The organism is Bacillus kalamii, from assembly GCF_047238185.1.
Classification (GTDB): Bacteria; Bacillota; Bacilli; order Bacillales; family DSM-1321; genus Bacillus_AD.
The window spans coordinates 252,198-273,694 of sequence record NZ_JBDFMI010000006.1 but is presented as its reverse complement, the minus strand read 5'-3'; the positions used below and the strand labels follow the sequence as shown (position 1 = coordinate 273,694).

Below are 21,497 nucleotides of genomic sequence, written 5' to 3'. Positions count from 1 at the left end.
TGCATAATCACTCGCCCAAGCTAATAAACTGTTACAAACCTTATAAAGAGAGTGATTGAGGTGAGTCATCGTTTGAACGCATAAGTCATTTTGAACTATATATTCTTTTTTACTTGGAGAGCTGGTGCTAATCAACTCATAGAAGCGAATCTCATTTCACACTTCTCACATCCAACTTAGGGAGGTCGAGTGGTGTGCACGATTACATCAAAGAAAGAACGATCAAGATAGGCAAGTATATCGTGGAGACAAAGAAAACGGTTCGCGTCATTGCGAAAGAATTCGGCGTATCCAAAAGTACTGTCCATAAAGACTTGACGGAAAGGCTGCCTGTCATTAATGCGGAGCTTGCCAATGAAGTGAAAGAAATACTGGATTACCACAAGTCCATCCGCCACTTGCGCGGAGGGGAAGCGACAAAAATGAAGTATCGTAAACCGGAAGAAGAAACGGTTCAATGAAAGGCAATGTATAAAGGGGAATATCTTAATAAAAGGGCTCTGAGGCAAAAAGGTTTTGCTCCATCTGCTTCAGGGTTCTTTTGCATGCCCATGCATACAGGTAGTGGTTTCGCAGGGGGAAGGGACTGTCACGTAACGAAAATAGTCCTTTTTGCAGGAATGAGAAGTTATGATTGTATCCGACCTTCATAACAGATTATAATAAGGCTATTGGGTCTTTTTTTTGTGGTATTTTTCTGTATATGTGGTTAGTACAGTGGAGTATTATGTGATAAAATAAAAAATTAGGACAGATATAGCTGTGAATGTACGTATTGAGGAGGAAATATAAGACATGATTGCAAGGGATATTGGAATAGACCTCGGAACCGCTAACGTGTTAATCCATGTTAAGGGCAAAGGGATTGTACTGAATGAGCCGTCGGTTGTGGCTATCGATAAAAATACAAACCGTGTGTTGGCTGTCGGTGAAGAAGCCCGTAAAATGGTAGGCCGTACGCCTGGGAACATTGTAGCGATCAGACCATTAAAGGATGGCGTCATTGCTGATTTTGACATCACAGAAGCGATGTTGAAACATTTTATTACGAAATTGAATGTGAAAGGTTTCTTGTCTAAGCCACGCATTCTTATTTGTTGTCCGACGAATATTACAAGTGTTGAACAAAAGGCGATTAAGGAAGCGGCCGAAAAGAGCGGCGGCAAAAAAGTGTTCCTTGAAGAAGAGCCTAAAGTTGCTGCGATCGGCGCAGGCATGGATATTTTCCAGCCAAGCGGCAACATGGTTGTCGATATCGGCGGCGGAACAACGGATATTGCTGTTTTATCAATGGGTGATATCGTTACTTCTGCTTCCATAAAAATGGCTGGCGACAAATTCGATAACGAAATCCTTAACTATATTAAGCGTAAATATAAGTTATTGATTGGTGAACGTACGTCTGAAAATATCAAAATTCAAGTGGCGACAGTATTTGAAGGTTCCCGCAATGAAACAATCGAAATCCGCGGCCGTGATATGGTGTCCGGATTGCCGAGAACAATCACTGTCAACTCAGTTGAAATCGAGGAAGCTTTGCGCGAATCAGTCGCTGTCATTGTACAAGCAGCTAAGTCTGTGCTTGAACGCACTCCTCCTGAATTGTCTGCCGATATTATCGACCGTGGTGTCATTTTGACTGGCGGCGGAGCATTGTTGCACGGATTTGACATGCTTCTTGCAGAAGAATTGAAGGTTCCGGTCCTAGTGGCAGAAAATCCAATGGACTGTGTGGCAGTCGGCACTGGAATCATGCTCGATAATGTTGACAGAATCTCTAAGCGTCGTTTTAGCTAATTATATATACACCAAAAAGTGCCTCGGTTAAACCTGTAGAGCACTTTTTTTATGCCCTTATATTGAAATAAAGGCATACTGGCCGATACGATAATAGAGAAGCATCTGCGATGGATGCAAGACTGTTGAAAATGGAGCAAATCAAACTACTGATGGAAGTTTCAGAGTATTTGTATATAATGGAATATAGACCATGTACGTGCACAATTTAGAGGGGTGAATGGATTGCTAAGAGGTTTTTATACAGCTGCATCTGGGATGATTGCCCAACAGCGGCGCACTGAAATGTTGACGAACAATATGGCCAATGTGAATACGCCTGGTTATAAGCAGGACCAATCCAGCTTGCGGGCATTCCCGGAGATGCTGATGCAGCGTATGGATACTTCCGGTTCAGCTGGAAAAGCCGGTTTGAACTTGCCGGGATCAAGTTACTTGGGCGGAGTGAACACGGGGGTATATGTTCAGGAAACCACACCGTTATTTACCCAAGGGGACTTACAAGGGACGGAGAAAAATACCGATTTGGCGCTAGAGGATAGAGCGATGCCGGTAAATCAGAGCACAGGCACGACGGGCTCTGTATTCTTTACGGTTTCCAATGACGATGGAAATAGGAGATATACAAGAAACGGGAATTTTACGATTGACCAACAAGGATATTTGACTACGCCGAGCGGCCATTATGTGCTGAATACAGAAGGCAGCCGCATAAAGCTGGACAATGATGCATTCACAGTGAATAGTAACGGGGAAGTATTTGAGAATGACCGCCGGATATCGCAAATCGGCGTTGCTTATGCTGATAACCCGAATGCTTTAGTGAAAGAAGGGAATGGGTTGTTTAAGGCCGGAAATGGCCAAGCTTTGCCAAGTGCATTGGGCAATGCGAACGTCCAATTTTCTGTTCATCAAGGGTATGTGGAAAGATCCAATGTTGATTCGAGCCGTTCCATGACAGACATGATGACTGCATATCGTGCATTTGAGGCCAATCAAAAGGTATTGCAGGCATATGACCGCAGTACGGACAAAATGGTGAATGAAGTCGGCAGAGTCTAATGAAAGCGAAAAGCGGAGGATTGTAACATGAACCAAATGATGATAACAGCCACTAATACATTGGCACAGCTTCAGCAAAAAATGGATTTGATCGGAACAAACATATCGAACTCGGATACTGTGGGGTACAAGCGTAAAGACGGTACGTTTAATGACTTGCTTGTCCAGCAAGTGGATAATCAGAAAAAGAGCGATAAAGAAGTCGGCCGCATGACGCCGCTTGGGATCCGCCAAGGGACAGGCTCTAAATTGGCTTTGGAAAAATTGACCCTTACACAGGGAACGATAAAGAATACAGGCCGCCCATTGGACCTGGCTATGATGAATGAAAATCAATTCTTTAAGATTCAAGTTGTGGAAAACAACCAAAATGACATACAATATACACGGGATGGCGCTTTTTATCTGTCTCCCGCAGGCAATTCATTAAAGTTGGTCACTTCCTCAGGGAATGCTGTGCTGGATGCAAACAATAAACCCATAACGGTGTCTGCCAATATGAAAGATATCCAGCTGGCCGATAATGGTACGCTTCGTGTAGAGAATCTGGATGGAACTGCCCAAACTATCTCTTTAGGTGTTGTTGCTGTCAAGAATGCACAATACTTGGAGCATAAAAGCGGCAATTTAGTTGGGCTGAATGCAAACTTTGCTGCACAGGGAATCGACAGGAATGATATAATGACCGACCTTGCGGGAAATATGCGCAATGATATTTCTATGAAGCAAGGATCCCTTGAAAATTCAAATGTTGATTTATCCAAGGAAATAACAGACCTGCTCATGCTCCAAAGGCAATATCAGCTGCAATCGCGATCCATTACGATGGCTGACGAGATGCAGGGTCTGATAAATAGTGTTCGTTAAAAGGAGTTTTAAGAACGTTTATGGAACAAGAAATAATGACGAGACAAGATCACCATAAGGTGCAAGAAGCGAAAACCAAGCCGGAAAAAGCCTCTGTTAAGCTGCGTATCCGGCTGATTCCAATTTGGCTTCGGATCATCCTTTTCGTGGCAGCAGTCCTGGCGGCTGTCCTAATAGGGTGCCTTGTGGGCTACAGTGTCATCGGAGATGGAAGCCCCGGAGAGGTATTTCAAAAGGATACCTGGACGCATATACGAGATCTGGTGAAGCAGGGATCGTAAACGTAATCAGTTTATACTAAGCAACCCATTAGCCAGCAGAAAAATCCTCTCAAGCAGGGGGTTTTTGTTTTAGGGGAAAGTAAGTATAATGTCTCCCTATCATCTGTGTGTTTTTTCAACTATACTTAGGACATGAGAACCGATTGCAATCGGATATTTATGGAGGTATAAAGTATGTTGGATGTTACAGAAATCAAAAAAATTATTCCGCACCGCTATCCATTTTTATTGGTGGATAAGGTTATTGAACTTGAAGAAGGAAAGAGAGCAGTCGGCATTAAGAATGTAACAGCGAATGAACCATTCTTTAATGGGCATTTCCCTGAGTATCCGGTCATGCCTGGTGTATTGATCATTGAAGCATTAGCGCAGGTGGGCGCTGTTGCTTTGTTGAAAAAGGAAGAAAACAAAGGGAAAATCGGCTTCCTAGCCGGCATCGATAACTGCCGGATCAAAAGACAGGTGAAGCCAGGTGATCAGTTGCGCCTGGAAGTGGAATTGACACGCTTAAGAAGCTCGTTCGGAAAAGGAAAAGCGGTAGCGACAGTAGACGGGGAAGTCGCTTGTGAAGTAGAAATCTCTTTCGCTTTAGGTGATGCATAAATATATCAAAAAAACATAAAGTATCCCTTTTTAAAAAGGGATACTTTATGTTTAGAGGAGTTGAAAATAATTTTTATTGAAGAACGACCTAAAAAAGATATATTATAATAATATCTCACCTGTTGCTGGGGGAGATGAGATCAAATGGAATGTAATTATCGGTTGGTAAGCCATGTTACGTTCTTTCTGTTAGCTGGACTCATAGCGGTCCAGTTTTTTTATATTTTCAGCATGTAAGTTTTCTTCATCTCTGGGCAAAATACGAACTGACGCTTATTAATGGTCAAAAAGCTTAGAAGAAAGGAGGAAAACAACATGAATAAAAAAATACTGGCGCTCCTTGCAGCAAGTGCATTTTCTACAATGGTTTTATCAGGATGCGGTAATGATGATACAAACGATAGCACAAATAATGGTACTAATGAGGTAGAAAATGCCAAGGATAATGCCAAAAATGACATGGAAGATGTAAAGAACAATGTTGAAGATGGCGTTGAAAATGTAAAATACGATATTGAAGAAGGAACTAATAGACTTGAGAATGATGTAGAGGATAGAATGGTTCCTAACAATCCAAACAATAAATATTTGGATGACGATAATCTTCCTTTAGACAGAAATAACGGAAGATAGAGGTTTTCTATTAAAGAATAACCCATTCATTAGAAAAATGAATGGGTTATTTATAATTTAGAAAAATGCTCCATTAAGTTCCTGTTCGTAAATGCATATAGGATTATGATATTTTATGATACAATGGATGTAGTTTTTTAAAAAAGAAAAGGTACTTGTGCATATTATCTACATATAATATACAATAGACAATATCATTTATATTTGTAAGTAAATAAGTTAATTAAGGTAATTTTATCTAAAAATAGGATTTAAATTAATCAAACAGGGGGTACGAAGGCAAAATGTTAAAAAATCTTTCACCTGGGGTGAAAATAAGTATTAGTCGTTCCATTACCACAGCTTTTGAGCAATATATGAATTCCATTGAATGGAAGGAAGATGAAGCAGACATCGAAAAGTTTGTGAGTGAATGGAGAGACTATATTCTACATAGCGCATCTTGGTACAAAAAAGTGGATGATAAGATTAAAAATGATCCTGCTTTCCATAAAGAATTAGCTGGGAAAATTAATCAAACGATTGATAAAATATTGTCTGAAGTGCCTACCGAGGAGCAAATGAAAGAAATAGAGGAACTTCAAAAACAGGTTTCCTGTAAGGAGTATATCTATTCGTGTCGTACAGAAGCAAAATTTGTCATAGAGCAACTTCAAAAAGACATAAAAAAAAAGGAAGAAGAAGCGCATCGCAAGAAGAATTAATGAATGCTTCTACTCTATTCTATCTTGCATACGAGACAGATCTTCCCTGCCAAGATTATTCCCAAGAAGATATTCTATATATAATTGAGCAATGTAAACAGAGTATTCTTAATCCGGAAATAAACAATTTACAAACAAATCTTGTACATTAATTAATAAGAAAAAGAGGTTTGTTCAAGCAAACTTCTTTTTTGCTGGACAATGCTAAATTCTTATGGTATTGGAAGAGCGTTAAAAACCTTGCTTATGTAGCAAGGTTTTTTTAATGGGGATAATTTATTTTTGTTTAACTGCCGGCAAGCGCGGCTTATTGCGGATTTTGCCCTTGAAGGATTCCAGCAAGGAGTTCCCTTTCAAGCCATCCTCCAACAGGTGTTCCAAAAGGACTTCGGCATACTCAATTTGGCTATACATAATGGACCCTTCAAATAGTACGCTATAATAATCGTCCACTTGCTTGATGGTTAATACTTCTGTATCGAAATTTGCAGGGCTGTTTTCTTTTTTGGTTATGACCACTTGAACGCGTACGCGGTTTTGCTCCTGAATAGCGTTAAGCAACGTCTGGTATTGGCTGTTATGGATAAAGGCCTCAATCAGCCAATGATTGTTTTCATCCTCTTTATTGATAATCAAACCTTCCGCCATCTCAATATCGACAAGCGTTTCATCAGAGGTTACAATTTGCAGCGAAACAAGTCTAAAAGATTTCACATAATCCCTCCGCTTCGTATGGAAGATGAATCGTTATTCAATCTGTAACATAGTATACCATATTTTTATTTGTGTTTTGATATATGTATACCATATCATAAATAGCTTTAAAAAATGGAAATAACTAGTTTGTTTCTGGTTTTGCCATCTATTTTAGACTAAAATACCCAAGTTGCTGCTGTAACTAACTTTATCGGAACAAAAAAATTGCGGCTTTTCTTTTTCCTTATTTTTACACACTATAGTATTTCTTGTAGGATGAAAGAAGATTATAAAAGGAAGGGGGATAAGCATGATCAACCAGGTGACGTTAGTGGGAAGATTAACAAAAGATCCGGATCTCCGCTATACAGCGGAAGGCCATGCCGTTTCAAACATCACAATTGCGGTGAATCGCCACTATCGGAATGAGCATGGAGGCTACGATGCGGATTTTGTCCAATGTACTATTTGGAAAAAGAGTGCAGAAAATACAGCGCAATATTGCCGGAAAGGCGGGTTGATCGGAGTGACTGGCAGAATACAGACCAGGCATTATCAGGATAGTGCAGATAAAAGGGTATTTGTCACGGAAGTAGTGGCTGACCAGGTGACGTTCATCGGGAATAAACGCCAATCCGGCGAGCGCCAGGATTCTGAAGCTATATTGCGCTAAAACAGACAAGCTATTTACGGAGGTGAGAATAAAAGAAAGCAGGGATCGTTATGGCAACTGACCATTCAAACACACTGGAGCGGCTTGTCAGTGATCTGATACTCCTGACGGCGCGGTGCCAGGCACAAACCAAGCTTCAAAAAGAAACAATCGACCATTTACAGGCGCATATCTGTTTTCTCGAACAGAGTATGCTTGAGCTGCTTCAAACTTCTTCAATTGCAATGCCTCATCAGTCCCACAAACTTACACTTCATTTATAGTTATTTTAAAAATATATGCTCCGTTTATCCCCGTATGTAACCTCTCTTTTTCTCCAATATAAATAGACAAGCTTCATTCCTCTAATGGGACTGCGCCTGCAGTCTTTTTTTATTGGTTAGAAGACATTCATATTAGCATGGGGAGAGTACCCACCGCTCCAGGATGCTTGCTTTCTGCGGGGCGTGCGCTGAGCCTCCTCGGCGTGCCTCCTGCGGGGTCTCATCTGTCCCGCTGATGCCGCAGGAGTCAAGCACCTTCCGCTGCTAAGGAACAGGTAAAGTTACTATGTCCGTTCCGAAAAGGTTATCTGTTGAAGATTGTAATGATGGAATAAAGGCAAAGTATCTGAACTCCATATTAAGAAAACAAGCCTATTCGGAAGGATGTGAGGAGAGTGCCCACGGCTCCAGGATGCTTGCTTTCTGCGGGGCGTGCGCTGAGCCTCCTCGGCGTGCCGCCTGCGGGCTCATCTGTCCCGCTGATGCCGCAGGATCAAGCACCTTCCGCTACTAAGGAACGGATAAAGACGCTATGTCCGTTCCGAAAAGGTTATCTGTTGAAGATTGTAATGATGGAATAAAGGCAAAGGATAAGAACTCCATATTAAGAAAACAAGCCTATTCGGAAGGATGTGAGGAGAGTGCCCATGGCTCCAGGATGCTTGCTTTCCACGGGGCGTGCGCTGAGCCTCCTCGGCGTGCCTCCTGCGGGGTCTCATCTGTCCCGCTGATGCCGCAGGAGTCAAGCACCTTCCGCTACTAAGGAACGGGTAAAGCCGCTATGTCCATTACGAAAAGGCTATCTGTTAAATATTGTGATGATGAAATATAGCCAAAGGATCTGAACTCCATATTAAGAAAACAAGCCTATTCGGAAGGATATGGGGGGAGTGCCTAAACCGCTCCAGGATGCTTGCTTTCCGCGGGGCGTGCGCTGAGCCTCCTCGGCGTGCCGCCTGCGGGGTCTCATCTGTCCCGCTGATGCCGCAGGAGTCAAGCACCTTCCGCTACTAAGGAACGGATAAAGACGCTATGTCCATTCCAAAAGGTTATCTGTTAAAGATTGTAATGATGGAATAAAGGTAAAGGATCTGAACTCACTTTTAACAAAACTAGCTTATTCGGAAAGATGTGGGGAGAGTGCTCACCGCTCCAGGATGCTTGCTTACCGCGGGGCGTGCGCTGATTAGCTGAACGGCTGGCAACATCCTGTTTTTTGTGTACGGGATGCTAAGTGAATACAGGTGGGAGAAAAAATTTTGAAGTCTGCCCTTTATTGCAGAACGCCATGGGGAATAAGGTTCTTCAGGAATAACGGCTTTATTTCTATGGATACTAATGTATATGTATGGACTTGTTAACATTCAGTTAACATCTAATTTGGTATACTAGATACATTTTTAAATAGCAATAAGGATGGTGTTATCATGCGAGTGCTTATTATAGAAGATAATATACAACTGGCCTTGTCGGTAAAGAAGGGCCTTGAAAACTCCGGATTTTATGTTGATGTTTCCTATTCAGGAATGGATGGCGAGGAGAAGGCTTTTGTGAACAGCTATGATGTCATTTTACTCGACTTGAATCTGCCGGACTTGGATGGATTGGAAATTCTCTCATTCCTGCGAAATTCGAAATCAGACGTACCCGTCATCATTATTTCAGCTCGGGATGAAATCGACCAGAGGGCGCTCGGCTTGGATTTAGGAGCGGACGATTATATCGTGAAGCCCTTTCAGCTAGTAGAATTGCGGGCCCGTATTCAAGCTGTAATTAGGCGGTTCCATGGACGGGCCAATCCTGTCATTACGGTAGGAAATATGGTCATCAATCCGGCTGCACGGACAGTAAAGATTGACGGGAAATTAGTATCGCTGGCGGCTAAGGAATTCGATATTTTGGAGTATTTGGCTGAAAAGCATCCAGCGGTCGTTTCGGCCGAGGAAATCGCAGAGCATATTTACGATGAAAATTTTGATCCGATGTCCTCTGTCCTCCGCGTACATTTGGCTCGGCTGAGAAAAAAACTGTCAGTGGCGAGTGAGAGGGAATTATTGCAGACGATTCGTGGAAAAGGCTATTTCTTATGCGGAGAATGAATGTCAAAATTGGCACTGTGATTCTCCTTTATTCATTATTGATCACTCTCTCCTTTATAATAGGGGTCCTTTACTTTCAATATTCGGCTCCTTTTTCAACAGATAATGCTCAAATTTTACCGGATACAAGCATGTATATTTTAAAGGGCCAGGAATTGGCTGAGGCTTATAGGGGCGACTTTTCGCTGGATACAGAGAGGATCACGGATATGTCTGCATTCGACCAGTATTACAGTGATCAGTTTCTTCGAAAATTAATGCCTATCACGGTTGTATTTTGCCTCTTTCTGATTGTATCCTCCTTGTTGCTTTGGAGGGTGCTAAAGAGCATTCAGGAAAAACAAACAATAATCCTGTCAGAAAAACTGAACGCCATAACGGAAGACAGCAGCTTTTTAACCGGCGACCCTGCATTGGTATCTGCCTATGAAAATATTAAAGAAAAATTCAATGCCCACTTGAATGATTATAAACGGTTGAATTCCTACCTATCCCATGAGCAAAAAAATGCGATTGCAATATTAAGGACGAACCTTGAACTGAATGATAACAAAGAATATTTAAAAAGCCTCGATTACATTACAGACAGCATCGACGATATTTTAATAATGAGCCAAAACAAGGATATTTCTGCAACGGGGGAAGTGGATGCAGCCCTCGTTTGCGCTTCCGTCTGCGATACGTATTCCAAGCTGTCTGATTCAATAGAATTTGTTTTCAATGAAGAAGACGATACAGTCATATTGGCAAAAGAACGATGGATTACACGGGCAGTCGGCAATCTATTGGATAATGCAATCAAATATGGGGAAGGAAGGCCTGTACAAGTCGCGGTGAAGCGAATGAAAGGAAGTGTTATCATTTCTGTCACTGACCATGGGATCGGCATCGGAAAAAATAAGCAGGAAGAAATATTCAACCATCAGTACCGTGTCAACGAACTGAATAAAGACGGCTATGGAATCGGCCTCAGCCTGGTTGCGCATGTATGTGAATTGTGCAATGGCTTTGTTACGGTCGATAGTGAAGAAGGGCAAGGGTCTACCTTTTATTTATCGTTTCCGGGGTTGCCGGAGTGAATACGGATCGGAAGTTAACATTCAGTAAACATTCGATTTGATATACTGGCGACAGTCAAAAGGCAATAAACAAATAAGGGAGCAGATACCGTGTATATATTTACAAACGCCGTTAGGAACCTCGGCAGAAACAAGGGCAGAAATGGCTTAATGGCGATCATTATTTTTGCTATCATCTTTACGACGGTTGTATCGATCACCATCAATACAACCACTTCATCCATTATCGATGAATATAAAAAGCGCTTCGGTTCAGAGGTTACTTTCACATATGATAATGAAAAATTACAGAGTGTACCAATGGAGGAATTTAAACAGCCTACCACAAGACAGCAAATTGAGTTTGGCGAATCCAAGCTGCTGCAAAAAAAAGTCATTAAGATGAATATTATGTTTACCACCAAGCTGCGTGCGCTGGATGAAGATCAATCCCCAAGAATGGGTGGAGGAGCGACTTCCGACACGGTGATAGGTTCCGGCGGCCAGGAGCAATCGCCAATGCTCCCGGCAAAAGGGCTTATCATTGGAAGTTCGCAATCCAATATATCGGACGACTTTAAAAATGGCTCACGAAAAATCGTCAAAGGGAAGATCTACAAAAAAAAGAATGAAGTGATTGTCAGCGAGCAGTTCGCAGAACTGAATAAGCTATCTGTCGGGGATTCGATCAAGGTAAGCAGTTTGTTAAAAAATAAACCGAATACAGAAGAATTGAAAATTACAGGGATTTATATGGATAATACCATCCCTGATCCGGCACTTGCCCAAATGAAAATGCCATCAGCAAACAGAGGGAACGAAATTCTGACCAGTTTGGAAACAACCGAGAAAATGGAACTTGGAAAAGATATGAGTTTTGTGGATGCTAAATACTATTTGAAGGATCCATCCATGCTTTCAGCATTTACAAAGGAATTACATCAAAAAGGGTTGCCGGATTACTATAAAGTAACAACAGATGAAGCGGGATATAAGCAAGTGGTGGGGCCGATCGAAGGGCTTGCCAAGATCTCAAGCCTCTTCATGAAGGTTGTCCTGGTGCTTGGTTCAGCCATTTTAATACTGCTTTCCACTCTTGCCATCCGTGAACGGAAATATGAGATTGGCGTTTTGCGGGCGATGGGGATGAAAAAAGGCAAGGTTGCTTTAGGAATTCTCTCGGAAATGGTTGTCATTACAATGGTTTGCCTGGCTTTAGGACTTGGAGCTGGAGCACTTTCGTCCCAACCTATCGCCGACAGCTTGCTGCAAAATCAAATCGAGAACGCTGAGGACAGTTCTGATTTAGGTGAGGGATTGATGGTTGTCGGAGCGGAGCAATTGGAGCCTCTGTCTAAATTGACGGTTAGCTTAAGTGTGGAAGCTATCGGCCAGATTACTTTGATTGCCCTAATGCTTGCAGCTGTTTCCAGCTTAGTGGGAATCTTTTATATAACCCGATTTGAACCAAGAAAAATACTTTCAGAAAGGAATTGAGGTGAATAATATGAGTTTGTTAAAAATGGACCGTGTCGTTTATAAATATGAGGGCGCTTCAAAAGATACACTGAAAAACATCAGCATTGATTTTAATTCCGGAACGCTGTACGGAATAATGGGTAAGTCCGGAGCGGGGAAAAGCACGATGCTTTCGCTCATTTCGGGACTGGACCTTTGCACATCCGGAAGCATTTCCTATAAAGGCATGAATATGGAGAAACTGGACCGGGATGCGTATCGCGCAAAGAGTATCGGCGTAATATTCCAGGGATACAATTTGTTGACGAATGCTACAGCCTTGGAAAACATTGTCCTTTCCATGAACATAAGCGGTAGTAAAGTGAAGGATAAGGAACAATATGCTTATGGGTTGCTGGAAAAAGTAGGAATAGATCGTGAGAAAGCAAACAGAAAGGTACTGAAGTTATCCGGGGGAGAGCAGCAGCGTGTCGGGATTGCAAGAGCTTTATCGCATGATCCGGATGTCATTATTGCAGATGAGCCTACAGGGAATCTGGACAAAGAGACAGAAGATACAATTATGAATATATTGGCTTCATTGGCACATGAGAAAAACAAATGTGTGATTGTCGTCACCCATTCTAAATCAGTAACGAATTACGTTGATGAACTTTGGGGCTTGAATGCAGGAAATTTAGTATTTGTGAAGTAAGCCTGTTTATGGCCTGCCGCATTCTTTCTATATGAAAGAATGCGGCAGACTTAAAATAAAAACAAGGCAGATAGAAGAGAGACGAAGAAAAACGAAAGAAAGCTTTACAATTGTGAAGTTATTAACATATGAAAATAGTCCGGGTACTATTCGGTTTAAATAAAACAATCTACTATGAAGAAATTGGCTGGCAGGAGGTAACGTATGGTGAATCAATCAAATGACCCGAATCTGGGTTCAGAGCGTATAAATAAGGATAAATCTGAAAGCAAAGAAGCATTCCTAGAGAGAAACATACATGGGGAAAGCCGCTCGGATCTTTATGCAGGAGAAAAACCTTCTTGCAAGCGTGTCAATGGACGGGAAGAAGATGAAGGAAGAATGGACCCGATTTTTTCTTTTGAAGATGATTTTTATGAAAAACAGCAAAATCAAAAAAAGAAGAAAAAACAGAAGGCCCGCCACTTTTTCAGGGCAGTTGCAGCAGGCGTGATAGGTTCAGCCATAACGCTTACGGTCATCCCTTTCACAGATTATGCGAATGTGCTGGAGAAGAATCAGCAGGGAAATCAGGAAGCCCATAGCAGTGATCCGGGTAAGGCGAGCCCTGTAAAGGTAGTAAAACCGGCAGCAACGATTCCGACAATCGCTGATATGGTCGAAAAAGCTTCACCGGCTATTGTAGGGATTGTCAATCTGAAGACGGGCCAAAACGACCTTAATTCCTTGTTTCCGGGATCTCAGCAGCCTTCCAATCAATCGGATAGCCATGTGCAAAGCGGCTCCGGCTCTGGAGTCATTTTTAAGAAAGATGCCAAGTATGCATATATTGTGACGAATAACCACGTCATAGAAGGAGCCAGCAAACTGGAAATATCGTTGGAAAACGGCAAGAAAGTAGCCGGAGAGCTCATAGGGGCGGATGCCCTCAGCGATTTGGCCGTCGTAAAAATCCCAGCTAAGTATGCAGATTCTGTATTAGAATTTGCCGACTCCAGTTCTGTCCGTGCAGGAGATGGAGTGATTGCCATTGGCAATCCGCTTGGATTGGACCTATCCAGAACAGTTACACAAGGAATTGTCAGCGCTGTAAACAGAACCATTTCAGTAAATACCTCTGCAGGCGAGTGGGACCTGAACGTCATTCAGACAGATGCAGCAATCAATCCTGGAAACAGTGGAGGAGCTTTGTTGAATACGAGCGGCCAAATTGTCGGCATCAACAGCCTAAAGATATCAAAGGACGGTGTCGAGGGATTAGGGTTTGCCATTCCTAGCAATGAACTGCTGCCGATTGTCAATGAAATCATTCAACATGGAAAAGTGAAGCGTGTTTATCTAGGGGTAGGGTTAGGCTCCATCAGCGATATTCCTGCTTTTTATCTTGGCAATCTCCCTAAGGATGTGGATGCGGGGGTAATTGTTACAAATATTGACCCGAATTCCGCAGCTGCACAAGCTGGCATGCAAGTACGGGATATCATTGTTTCTGTTAACGGGACAAAAATTGAAAACACAACTGATTTCCGGAAATATCTATATACGAATCTAAAAATCGGGGATCGGGCGACTTTTAAAGTGTATCGGAATGGAGAACCAAAAACGATTATTGTCACGCTAACGGATACAGCCAATGAAACCGGAAATGAATAGGATAACTAAAACCCCTGATTTCGCTTGAAGTCAGGGGTTTGCTATTTATGTTTATATGCTTCCTGTAAGGATTGTCTTATTTCTGCCGCATGGCTGATTCTTTTTCTGTGGAAAAAGAATCACCGGTACCGGCTTTTCTTATTGTCCAGCTGCGAGCGCCAGCCCCTCGAGGTCTTAAGTCAAGCCACTGTCAAAGGCGAAGAGCAGCCTTTGTCAGTGCCCCGCCTTAAGCTTGTCGGGGCTAAACAGGCGCTCTCCGCTTTTCTTCTGATCCAGCCTTGTACCTGCCATGCTCGGAAATAAGCCACTCCTTTTCGGAAGCGAAAAGGCATGCTTCCTGTAAGGATTGTCTTATTTCTGCCGCATGGCTGATTCTTTTTCTATGGAAAAAGAATCACCGGTATCGGCTTTTCTTATTGCAATGAGACGAGTTCTTTTAGTTGGTCTGTACTTAGTTCGGTGATCCAGTTTTCGCTGGTGATGATTTCGTCGTTCAGTGCTTGCTTTTGGTCGATCATTTGGTCGATTTTTTCTTCGAGTGTGCCTGTGCAGATGAGCTTATGCACATGGACGAAGCGGTCTTGGCCGATGCGGTAGGCACGGTCGGTCGCCTGGTTTTCGACAGCGGGGTTCCACCAACGGTCATAGTGGATGACGTGGTTGGCCGCCGTCAGATTCAATCCTGTTCCTCCTGCCTTCAGTGAGAGGATGAAAATCGGGAATTCTCCCTTTTGGAAGCTTTCGATCATACTGTCGCGCTGTTTCTTTCCGAGTGATCCATTCAGGAACGGCACACTGTGGCCATACGCTTTTTCCAGAAGTGCCTTTATCATATTCCCCATACCGATATATTGGGTGAAAATCAGGCAGCTTTCGTTCTGCTCCATCACGGCATCAACGAGTTCGTACAGCTTATCAAGCTTGGCGGAACGGACACGGATATTATGCGGCACCTCTTCCTTCAGGTAGAGGGAAGGATGGTTGCATAGCTGCTTTAAGCGGCCGATCATCTGCAGGATCATGCCTTTCCGTTCGATGGCATTCAGCTTATCCATCTGAGCGAAAGTATCCTTGATCAATTGCTCATACAGCGATGCCTGCTCGGAGGTCAGCGGCACAAATTCCTTTTGTTCGATTTTGTCAGGCAGGTTCAAAGCTACGTCCTTATCCTTTTTCGTTCTCCGTAGAAGGAAAGGCTGGATGATCCGCTGCAGTTCCTGAACCTTGGAACGGTCTCCCTCGCGTTCGATGCTTGCGACAAAACGGTCCTGGAATTTGCCGAGGGACCCTAGGTACCCTTTATTGATAAAATCGAAAATAGCCCAAAGCTCGGTCAGGCGGTTTTCCATCGGGGTGCCTGTCAGTGCGATATGATGGCGGCCCTTCAACTTGCGTACAGAACGGGACTGCTTCGTTCCGGCATTTTTAATGTTCTGCGCTTCATCAATAATGACGGCATTCCAGTAAAGGGATGTCATATCCTCGAAATCGATATGAGTCATTCCGTAGGAAGTCAGTATGATGTCATAGTCGTGGACGAATGCCTCGAATTCATCCCCTTTAGGGCGCTGCGGTCCGTAGTACAAGGCTGTTTTCAGAGAAGGGGCAAAACGTTCAATCTCCTTTTGCCAGTTGCCGAGAACGGAAGTAGGGCAGACAATCAGCGCCGCTCTTGTCGCCGGCATCTGATCATCCAGGACGGGCAATGGCTGTTTGGCCTTCTGCTCTTGAATGGACAGCAGATAAGAGATGATCTGTACAGTCTTTCCAAGTCCCATATCATCGGCAAGGCAAGCTCCAAAGCCATGGTCCCGGAGGAACAACAGCCAGCTCAAGCCCTGCTGCTGATAAGGGCGGAGCTCTCCTTGGAGGGCAGGAGGCTGGGCGGCTATCGGAATTTCCTTCATATCTCGAAGGGCAGTGAATAGGCGGCGAAGGTCTTTATTCAGCTCAAATTGAATCTTCATTAATTCGTGCAAATCCTCTTCTTCTTCCGGAGCTTCCTCATCCGCCAGCTCCTGGTAAAAGACATCGCTTAAGGATATTCCTTTTTTGGCGGCTGTTTTCATCGCTTTTTGAATATGGCGGACCAATTCCGGGTCCAGCTTCACCCATTGTCCGTTTATATAGACCAACCGTTTCTTTTCAGCAACCATTTGGTTGAATTCCGCTTCGCTCAGCTCGGCTCCGTTCATGGAGATGCGCCAGTCGAAATCCATCAAGGATTGCAGGCCGACGAATGAAGTTCCAGTGGAGGAAATACTTTTTACCTTGGCTTTCAGCTTCATCGTAGATTTCTTCAAATCGGTCCACCATGATGGCAGCAAAATGGTTGCCCCGATGAATAGAAGTTTCTCGCTCGCTTCTGTTAAGAAGTGCCAAGCTTCCTCCTCCGTTAGCTTTTGCTTCACATGTCCGTTTTCCTCGAGCATCGGTACAAGATCAAACCAGCTCTTCATTTCGGCGCGTATGGCATTCTCATGTTCTGCCCATGACTTAGGAAGCTTGTGGCGGCCATACAGCTTGATTTGGTCTTCCTTCTTTTTGGATCGGACGATCATTTCCAGAGACCATTCGCCTTCTCCTTCAATCGGTTCCACCAAACGGAGGCCGGTTGTGAATGGCAAGCTATCCTCCTCATAGCCAATCCATTTCTTCCAGCGTTCTTCCGTGAAGTATTGGCGCAGTTCTTCGCCAGTCAGATTAGACGCTTTAAGCAATTGGATCGCATGGTCCCATTTTTCCTTGGTTGCCGGATTTTCATGCAGGCTTTCGGCGATGGCGCTATTGTACAGTCGGTCGACGAATTGCAGTGTTGTTTGGCCATTCAGGAAGGCAGGTTTCTGCTCCCAGAAGTCCTCGTCGAATTCCTCCATGACTGTGGAAGATAAATGCCATGATAGGCCATCTTCGCCCATTTTGCCGAAATCGGGAACAGGCACGCCTTCTTCGATGCTTTCCTTGATGGCCGGTGCAGTGGAAAGGCAAAGGAAAGAAAAATCATCCCAATGCCAGTCGATGAATGAAAGGAATCGGTCCTGGGAGAAAAGGGACACTAATTCCCATGGCTTCAGCACGATGCCTGCAACGCCATCCACTTCCTTGACAGTCAGGAAGCTGCCGTAAAAACTGGCTTCATCCCAAGCGAATAACTGTTTGCTGTATTTGGCAGGAGGCAACAATTCGCCTGTATATTGGTAGGCAGTCAGGAAATAATCCCCGGACTGCAGAAGTTCCGTATGAACGGTAATGTTAGTCAACATGAATCAGCTTACCTCTTTTCAGCTCTTCTTGAAAAGCGCGCAATCTCGTATGGGAGGACTGGATTTTGGCGATATACCGGTCCCATACATCCATTTGCTTTTCTTTCTTATAGATGCTCCGGATTTTTTTCAGATAGCGGACGGCTGCTTTATAGCTTTGCCGATTCTTGCTTTCGATTTTTTCCTGGACGACACTTGTGAAGATCGGCAGCAGCAAAGCCGGCTCGTGCTTGGTGACAATGTTGAGTTCTTCGGTGGAGATATACTCCAGCTCAACATTGCTGAATAAGTATAACTCAACCCATTTCTTATATTTTTCTTGGTCGAGCAGGTAGTGGCTGAATGGGACGAATGAATAAGGCAATGTCTGTTCGCAAAATTTCTCGAACAGCTCCATCCGTTTTACCCGCTGGCAATAACGGCGGATATGCGGAATGAAGAATTGGACGAACTCTTTCCTTCTGTATATATTTGGCGCGACATCATAATAGTCATGGACATGCCCCATGATGAACAGAATAAATGGCGTTGTTTTCTGTTCGTCAAACTGTCTGACCCAGTATGCGAGCAGCGGATAATTTTTGGGCTGCAGCTCTTCAAGCATGGAAGTCACCATCTTATCCTCATCAAGCAGCAAAGCGAGATGGATAGCGGCAATCGGCTTGCAATCAAAGTTGTTATCCTGCACATTTGTTTGTTTCTGCTGCAAAGCTTCGTTCAACTCATCCAGCGCTGCTTTTCTCCACGTTTTTTCCTTTAAAATATGAGTCCAGATTGTTCGATATATATCAATGCTGCTTCCATCGAGTTCGGGCTCGGGCTCAAGGAGGGCGGCCATATCGTTTCGGATGCCTTTATAGAAAGCATCGAAAGCGAATGGGCGTGAGCTTTTAGTTAATTGTTCCGCTGTATAGTGGACCTGTTCCTCTAAATCGGCCGCTTCCCGCTTCAAAAATTGGGTAGTCGTATAGCCAAGCTTTTCCTCTTTCTTTAATGTTTGCATAGTAAGAAGGAATGTTTGGAAATACAGCATGAATGTAAAAAGAAGCTTCCACTCGCTTTCAAGAGGCATTTTGGCTTTTACCCGCTGGATATACTGGTCCCATTTGGTGGTCAGATTATAAGTGGATTGGGATAAATGGTAGACAATGTGCTTTTTATACATGTCGCCCATGAATTCCTTCCACGACTCGTATGTAAGCTCGAGCGGCTTTTCATCGCGGAGGAGTTCCTTGGCTTTTTGGAGTTGCATGGTTTGGACGGATACTTGCTTCGTTCCGCTTTTCCAGACAGTAATCCACTCGCTGACTGAACGGATTTTGCTATAGGCTGTAAAGAATACGGCCATTTGGTGGCGGCAGAAGATCTGTTGATTACATGAGCATTGGCTGTTATCAGGGAAGGTTAAATCCAGTGTGACTTTGCATGGAGTAACATCCTGTACGGTGGCAGTAATAACGGATTCATTTTCTGTGCATTGATAGACCATATCCTGTCTGTATAGTAATAAGCCCCTTTGTACATTGACAACGTCCTCGGGCTTTTGCGGCTGTAGTTGTTTTTGCAGCTCTCCGCTGAAAAACAGTAACGCATTTGACATAATGAAACCTCCAGCGCATGTCCCTGCTATGCCCGGGAATGCGGTAGTGCTGCCTTTCTTGCAGAGAGGCAGTTGCATGAATGAAGGGTGAAACTCCACCCCTTAAGAGTATTGGCAATCATATAAAAAATGTTAACATAGAGATCATTTTTTTTTACGTACCTTCCTTATTATAGAACAATGTAGCAGCCATGTGAAAGAATCGCCGTTCTGCTTTTATCAGAAGGGCAGGTTTACCGGCTAAAAAAGCGGGTATAAGCAGAGTATCAATGTTGCCGGGAAGGCGACAGAAGGAGCGCACCAACAGAAATGAAGAGCAACGAAAAAATGACAGTCAATAAGTTGTTTCCGATGAATAAAAGGATTTCAGATAAGCGAGTGACCAAGGAATTTCTGCGGAACCTTAAAAAGCAAACAAAGTGAAGGGACTCTATGAGTATGCACATGTATCTATAGAGTTTTTTTGTGTCCTTTAATAGATAAACTAGTGGAATAGATGGAACGATGCAAAGGGGAAAAAGCCAATGGAAGAGGATCAAGGGGTAATCGCCCAATCATCCCATTTTCAATTCATGTTCCCGTTTATGCTGAAGCGGGGAGTGCAGCAGGATTTAATTAACCTATTACTGAAGGACGGTTTTCAGTTCTTTCAACTGCAAAGCGAAGAGCAGGAAACCGAATACTATAACGGCAATAGAGTTTCCCATCGCAGCCTGGAGAAATTCTTTTTGCCGAATATCGAGCGTATCCTGTTCCCGAAAAGGTACGAACAATCGGATGGATTGCGCCGTTTTTCAAAAAAAATCGATATGGAATGCCGTCTTGAATCGAAAATGCTGAATACGCCTTTTTGGATTCCTTCGATCGATATTATCGTTTGCCCTTTCCAGATTGGCATTATGAATATCAGGGTTGAGCTGGAAGAGGGATTGTCACTGACGGACACACTGCAATTCAGTTCCGAATTTCGGGTAATGGAGCCAATCGTCGACAATGATGCAACACGGCTTGTAAGCTGCGGAGCCAATAGCTTCCATAAGGTGAAGGATTTTATCTTCCACAGCTTATTCAGCCAAATACAGGATTTCGTGGACCAAGCGGATGAGAGCGCGCCATATTTCGGCAGCCTGCCTTTCTTCATGGATGAACGGATGTTTGTTGCGGGCTATCTGAATGTGGATGGGAAGACGGATATTACGAAGAAGGATTTATTCCGTGTCGGCCACCTATATGGATATGGAATGGGCGGTGAACCATTCGTCGGCTCAAGCAATCCGAAATATATCGACCGCTATTACGATAAGAATGTGTATGACCGCTGGGCGGATGAAACGTATTTTGTCGTCAGTGACTATACATTTTGCTGTGTGACAAAAACGAATGAGGAAGCTGTGAATATAGAACTGGCGGATTCCATGTACGGCAAGCATTTCTATTCGATCCTTCTTTATTTCTTCTATAAGATTGTCTTAATGAAGCTAAGTTACGACCAATCAGCCATTGATATTAATAAAGATAGGGTAAAGATTGAAAAACTCATCATGAAGATCACCGAGTTTTCATCGAAATACTATTTTCCTGAAGTGAACAGTTCCACAATCGGGAAAGAAATTTTCGAAATCGTGAAGGATGTTTTCAAGATTGAATATTTATACCGGCATTTAAGCAAAACATTGGATTCGCTCTACCAGAACCATGAAAAGCTGGTTTCCACACGCCATAATTATTTGCTGCAGATCTTGACTGTCTATACGGTCATATCCGGTATATACGGAATGAACCTTGTCATAGAAGATTGGAAGGGAACCGTGAAATGGCACAGGGTGCTCGATTACTCTTTCTTTGAGTGGATCAACCTAATTGTCGCCCTTTCCGGAATTGCGATCTCTTCTATTCTCGGAATTTACTTTCTGTTCAATTGGATCAGAGGATTTTTCAGGAAAGATGAATAACGTTCGAGCCGTTGATGTAAATCGGCGGCTTTTTGCTTAGGAACGAATTAGAAAAATATTACATTTATATTACATTTATATAATATAAAATTTAAAATAAAGTTATTTTTATATATTTTG

The 21,497-nt window shown here is 43.2% G+C and carries 19 protein-coding genes; 16 read left to right on the top strand and 3 right to left on the bottom strand.

The window, feature by feature from the left end:
• The first annotated feature begins 194 nt into the window (after positions 1-194).
• From spoIIID to ABC357_RS19005, 8 genes are all read left to right on the top strand, one after another.
• On the top strand, positions 195-461 hold the full coding sequence (gene spoIIID, locus ABC357_RS19040; protein ID WP_412889180.1) for a sporulation transcriptional regulator SpoIIID: 267 nt from the start codon (positions 195-197) through the stop codon (positions 459-461).
• Positions 462-795: 334 nt separating this feature from the next.
• On the top strand, positions 796-1,797 hold the full coding sequence (gene mreB, locus ABC357_RS19035) for a rod shape-determining protein (RefSeq protein ID WP_412889179.1): 1,002 nt from the start codon (positions 796-798) through the stop codon (positions 1,795-1,797).
• A 225-nt stretch (positions 1,798-2,022) separates the two neighbouring features.
• On the top strand, positions 2,023-2,859 hold the full coding sequence (locus ABC357_RS19030; RefSeq protein WP_412889178.1) for a flagellar hook-basal body protein: 837 nt from the start codon (positions 2,023-2,025) through the stop codon (positions 2,857-2,859).
• A gap of 27 nt (positions 2,860-2,886) precedes the next feature.
• Positions 2,887-3,726 carry a flagellar hook-basal body protein gene (locus ABC357_RS19025; RefSeq protein ID WP_412889177.1) on the top strand — a complete coding sequence of 280 codons (840 nt, stop codon included), beginning with the start codon at positions 2,887-2,889 and terminating at the stop codon, positions 3,724-3,726.
• Between the two features lie 20 nt (positions 3,727-3,746).
• Positions 3,747-4,007, top strand: a complete 261-nt coding sequence (locus ABC357_RS19020) for a DNA-directed RNA polymerase subunit beta (protein WP_412889176.1) — start codon at positions 3,747-3,749, stop codon at positions 4,005-4,007.
• A gap of 174 nt (positions 4,008-4,181) precedes the next feature.
• Positions 4,182-4,610, top strand: coding sequence for a 3-hydroxyacyl-ACP dehydratase FabZ (fabZ, locus tag ABC357_RS19015; RefSeq protein ID WP_412889175.1), 429 nt, complete (start codon positions 4,182-4,184; stop codon positions 4,608-4,610).
• A 315-nt stretch (positions 4,611-4,925) separates the two neighbouring features.
• A complete protein-coding gene (locus tag ABC357_RS19010) occupies positions 4,926-5,243 on the top strand; it encodes a hypothetical protein (RefSeq protein WP_412889174.1) in 318 nt (105 codons plus the stop codon).
• A gap of 284 nt (positions 5,244-5,527) precedes the next feature.
• Positions 5,528-5,947, top strand: a complete 420-nt coding sequence (locus ABC357_RS19005; RefSeq protein ID WP_412889173.1) for a hypothetical protein — start codon at positions 5,528-5,530, stop codon at positions 5,945-5,947.
• A 276-nt stretch (positions 5,948-6,223) separates the two neighbouring features.
• Here the strand turns inward: ABC357_RS19005 and ABC357_RS19000 are convergent, their stop codons facing one another.
• Positions 6,224-6,661: a YwpF family protein gene (locus ABC357_RS19000; protein WP_412889172.1), complete on the bottom strand. Its 438-nt coding sequence runs from the start codon at positions 6,659-6,661 to the stop codon at positions 6,224-6,226.
• Between the two features lie 292 nt (positions 6,662-6,953).
• Here ABC357_RS19000 and ABC357_RS18995 point away from each other — a divergent pair, with 292 nt between their 5' ends.
• The 7 genes from ABC357_RS18995 (at position 6,954) to ABC357_RS18965 (ending at position 14,562) form a co-directional block, all read left to right on the top strand.
• Complete coding sequence (locus ABC357_RS18995) at positions 6,954-7,316, top strand: single-stranded DNA-binding protein (RefSeq protein WP_412889171.1); 363 nt, start codon at positions 6,954-6,956, stop codon at positions 7,314-7,316.
• Positions 7,317-7,366: 50 nt separating this feature from the next.
• Complete coding sequence (locus ABC357_RS18990; protein WP_412889170.1) at positions 7,367-7,579, top strand: hypothetical protein; 213 nt, start codon at positions 7,367-7,369, stop codon at positions 7,577-7,579.
• Positions 7,580-9,006: 1,427 nt separating this feature from the next.
• Positions 9,007-9,678 (top strand): response regulator transcription factor, encoded by a 672-nt coding sequence (locus ABC357_RS18985; protein WP_412889169.1) that lies wholly within the window; start codon positions 9,007-9,009, stop codon positions 9,676-9,678.
• On the top strand, positions 9,675-10,757 hold the full coding sequence (locus ABC357_RS18980; protein ID WP_412889168.1) for a sensor histidine kinase: 1,083 nt from the start codon (positions 9,675-9,677) through the stop codon (positions 10,755-10,757). The genes ABC357_RS18985 and ABC357_RS18980 overlap by 4 nt, the downstream gene beginning before the upstream one ends.
• Positions 10,758-10,847: 90 nt before the next feature.
• Positions 10,848-12,233, top strand: a complete 1,386-nt coding sequence (locus ABC357_RS18975; protein ID WP_412889167.1) for an ABC transporter permease — start codon at positions 10,848-10,850, stop codon at positions 12,231-12,233.
• 10 nt (positions 12,234-12,243) lie between these two features.
• Positions 12,244-12,909, top strand: a complete 666-nt coding sequence (locus ABC357_RS18970) for an ABC transporter ATP-binding protein (RefSeq protein WP_412889166.1) — start codon at positions 12,244-12,246, stop codon at positions 12,907-12,909.
• A 204-nt stretch (positions 12,910-13,113) separates the two neighbouring features.
• Positions 13,114-14,562: a S1C family serine protease gene (locus tag ABC357_RS18965; protein ID WP_412889165.1), complete on the top strand. Its 1,449-nt coding sequence runs from the start codon at positions 13,114-13,116 to the stop codon at positions 14,560-14,562.
• Between the two features lie 413 nt (positions 14,563-14,975).
• Here the strand turns inward: ABC357_RS18965 and ABC357_RS18960 are convergent, their stop codons facing one another.
• Positions 14,976-17,825, bottom strand: coding sequence for a DEAD/DEAH box helicase (locus ABC357_RS18960; protein WP_412889164.1), 2,850 nt, complete (start codon positions 17,823-17,825; stop codon positions 14,976-14,978).
• Positions 17,815-19,425 carry an SWIM zinc finger family protein gene (locus ABC357_RS18955; protein ID WP_412889163.1) on the bottom strand — a complete coding sequence of 537 codons (1,611 nt, stop codon included), beginning with the start codon at positions 19,423-19,425 and terminating at the stop codon, positions 17,815-17,817. The genes ABC357_RS18960 and ABC357_RS18955 overlap by 11 nt, the downstream gene beginning before the upstream one ends.
• 524 nt (positions 19,426-19,949) lie before the next feature.
• Here ABC357_RS18955 and ABC357_RS18950 point away from each other — a divergent pair.
• Positions 19,950-21,377: a magnesium transporter CorA family protein gene (locus tag ABC357_RS18950; protein ID WP_412889162.1), complete on the top strand. Its 1,428-nt coding sequence runs from the start codon at positions 19,950-19,952 to the stop codon at positions 21,375-21,377.
• Positions 21,378-21,497: the final 120 nt, after the last annotated feature.

What these genes read in the sequence shown, in the direction of transcription:
- ABC357_RS18970 (WP_412889166.1), top strand. Translation starts at nt 12,244, where the DNA reads ATGAGTTTGTTAAAAATGGACCGTGTCGTTTATAAATATGAGGGCGCT.
- ABC357_RS18950 (WP_412889162.1), top strand. Translation starts at nt 19,950, where the DNA reads ATGGAAGAGGATCAAGGGGTAATCGCCCAATCATCCCATTTTCAATTC.
- ABC357_RS18955 (WP_412889163.1), bottom strand. Translation starts at nt 19,425, where the DNA reads ATGTCAAATGCGTTACTGTTTTTCAGCGGAGAGCTGCAAAAACAACTA.
- fabZ (WP_412889175.1), top strand. Translation starts at nt 4,182, where the DNA reads ATGTTGGATGTTACAGAAATCAAAAAAATTATTCCGCACCGCTATCCA.
- ABC357_RS19010 (WP_412889174.1), top strand. Translation starts at nt 4,926, where the DNA reads ATGAATAAAAAAATACTGGCGCTCCTTGCAGCAAGTGCATTTTCTACA.
- mreB (WP_412889179.1), top strand. Translation starts at nt 796, where the DNA reads ATGATTGCAAGGGATATTGGAATAGACCTCGGAACCGCTAACGTGTTA.
- ABC357_RS18985 (WP_412889169.1), top strand. Translation starts at nt 9,007, where the DNA reads ATGCGAGTGCTTATTATAGAAGATAATATACAACTGGCCTTGTCGGTA.
- ABC357_RS19025 (WP_412889177.1), top strand. Translation starts at nt 2,887, where the DNA reads ATGAACCAAATGATGATAACAGCCACTAATACATTGGCACAGCTTCAG.
- ABC357_RS18990 (WP_412889170.1), top strand. Translation starts at nt 7,367, where the DNA reads ATGGCAACTGACCATTCAAACACACTGGAGCGGCTTGTCAGTGATCTG.
- ABC357_RS18980 (WP_412889168.1), top strand. Translation starts at nt 9,675, where the DNA reads ATGAATGTCAAAATTGGCACTGTGATTCTCCTTTATTCATTATTGATC.
- ABC357_RS19005 (WP_412889173.1), top strand. Translation starts at nt 5,528, where the DNA reads ATGTTAAAAAATCTTTCACCTGGGGTGAAAATAAGTATTAGTCGTTCC.
- ABC357_RS18960 (WP_412889164.1), bottom strand. Translation starts at nt 17,825, where the DNA reads ATGTTGACTAACATTACCGTTCATACGGAACTTCTGCAGTCCGGGGAT.
- ABC357_RS18965 (WP_412889165.1), top strand. Translation starts at nt 13,114, where the DNA reads ATGGTGAATCAATCAAATGACCCGAATCTGGGTTCAGAGCGTATAAAT.
- ABC357_RS19020 (WP_412889176.1), top strand. Translation starts at nt 3,747, where the DNA reads ATGGAACAAGAAATAATGACGAGACAAGATCACCATAAGGTGCAAGAA.
- ABC357_RS18995 (WP_412889171.1), top strand. Translation starts at nt 6,954, where the DNA reads ATGATCAACCAGGTGACGTTAGTGGGAAGATTAACAAAAGATCCGGAT.